Here is a 1,916-nt window from a genome sequence, read left to right on the forward strand (position 1 = left end):
CCTGGCCGCGATCCGGCGTGCCCGCGCCGGACGAACGAAGGAGGCGTCGGCGGTATGAGCGCTGTCACCACTGTCCCGCCCGTCGCGCGGTCGACCGACGCGCGGCGTGTGCGCGCCCGCGCCGTCGTGTCCTGGGTCCTGCTCGGATTCGGTCTCATCCTCATCGCGTCGTGGGTGTGCAACGCCCCGGGCATCGCCTCCTCGTCCACTTGGGGATCGGCGCTGCGCCTCACCGTGCCCATCGCCGTCGTCGCGATCGGCGCGCTGTACTCCGAGCGTGCGGGCGTCATCAACGTCGGCCTCGAGGGCATGATGATCGGCGGCACGTGGGGCGCGGGCCTGTTCGGATGGTTCGGCGGTCCGTGGCTCGCGCTCGTCGGCGGAGTCCTCGGCGGCCTGGTCCTGGGCCTCCTCATGGCGGTGCTGTGCCTGGAGATGGGCCTCAACCAGCTCGTCGTCGGTGTCGCGATCAACGTCCTCGCGGCGGCCCTGGCCCGCTTCCTCTCCGACATCGTGTTCAGCGGCATCGACGGCGGCAGCGTCGCGCGATCGCCGCGCATCGACGGCAACGTTCCACGGGTGAGCCTGCCGTTCCTCTCCGGAGGCTTCGGAACGCCCGACCCGCTCCGCGACCTCGAGGCCGGTGGCATCCCGGTCGTGTCCCAGCTCGCTGGGATCGTCGGAGGCCTCACCCGCGACGTGTCCGTCGCCGCGATCATCGGCCTCGCGCTCATCCCGCTGACCGCGCTCGTGCTGTGGCGCACGCGGTTCGGCCTGCGGATGCGCGCCTCCGGCGAGGAGCCCGCCGCCCTCCAGGCCCTCGGCGGACACGTCCACCGCACGCGCTACCTCGCCGTCCTCGTCGGCAGCGGTATGGCCGGGTTCGCCGGCGGGTACCTCGTGCTCATCTCCCAGGGCTACGTCGAGAACCAGGTCGCGGGGCGCGGCTTCATCGGCCTCGCGACCCTGATCTTCGGGAACTGGATGCCAGGAGGCGTGTTCGCGGGATCGGCCCTGTTCGGCTTCAGCGACGCCGTCGGTCTCGGTCGGCCCGAGACGTTCACCGCGATGCTCTTCGTCCTCGGCGCCGTTTTCCTGGTGCTGGGCGGTCTGCGGCTGCGGCGCGGTGCCGGGATCCGTTCCGCGGCCCCGAGTCTCGTCCTCGGCGTGGTGCTCCTGGTCGCGGCCCTGTTCATCCCCCTGCCGAGCGCTCTGGCCTCCGCCGCTCCGTACCTCGTGACCCTCGCGGTGCTCGTGGTCGCGGGAACGCGCATGCGCCCGCCGCGCGCGCTCGGCCAGTTCTTCCCACGCCGTAACTCCTCGAGGTGACTTCCGTGATCCATCAGCAACTGTCCAGAGTCCACGTCTGGGACGGTGTCACCCATCGCGGCGTCGGCACCGTCCGCTGGAGCGACGAGGGGCCCTCCGGGCGCATCGACGGGGTCGAGGTGACCGACGCCGACGGAACCGCGGAGTACACCGTGCTCCCCGGCCTCATCGACACGCATGTGCACCTGATCGGCAACGCCTCGGACACCCCCGCCGACTTCCTCGCGTGGCCGCTCGTCACGCGCCCCGAGGAGCAGGTGCTGCACGGCCTCGCCCATGCCCGCCGGGCGCTGTCGGTCGGGGTCACGACCGTGCGAGACCTCGCCGCCGACGACGTGCAGTTCTCCCTCGCCCGTGCGCTGGCGGCCGGTATCGTCGACGGCCCGCGCGTGCTGGCCCATGGCCTGTTGAACATGACGGGCGGTCACTGCGACCTGTTCATCCCGCCCGCCGTGGTGCAGCGCAAGCCCGTGGCCGACGGCCCCGACGCGTGTTCGGCGCTCGTGCGGTGTTTGGCGCGCTCGGGGGCCGACGGGATCCAGGTGCCCGTGAGCGGGGGCCTGTTGTCGGTCGGTGACAAGGCGTCC

2 protein-coding genes are annotated in these 1,916 nt (G+C 72.1%); both read left to right on the forward strand.

The window, feature by feature from the left end; translation table 11 throughout:
* The first annotated feature begins 54 nt into the window (after positions 1-54).
* Positions 55-1,329 carry an ABC transporter permease gene (locus I5G_RS16650; protein WP_022880074.1) on the forward strand — a complete coding sequence of 425 codons (1,275 nt, stop codon included), beginning with the start codon at positions 55-57 and terminating at the stop codon, positions 1,327-1,329.
* Between the two features lie 5 nt (positions 1,330-1,334).
* The coding region (locus tag I5G_RS16655) for an amidohydrolase family protein (RefSeq protein WP_022880075.1) at positions 1,335-1,916 on the forward strand (582 nt) is incomplete at its 3' end.

Origin of the sequence: Microbacterium sp. B19, assembly GCF_000333395.1 — a bacterium.
GTDB lineage: Bacteria > Actinomycetota > Actinomycetes > Actinomycetales > Microbacteriaceae > Microbacterium.

Bases quoted from the DNA above. Each gene is read 5' to 3' on its own strand.
- I5G_RS16650 (WP_022880074.1), top strand. From the start codon at position 55: ATGAGCGCTGTCACCACTGTCCCGCCCGTCGCGCGGTCGACCGACGCG.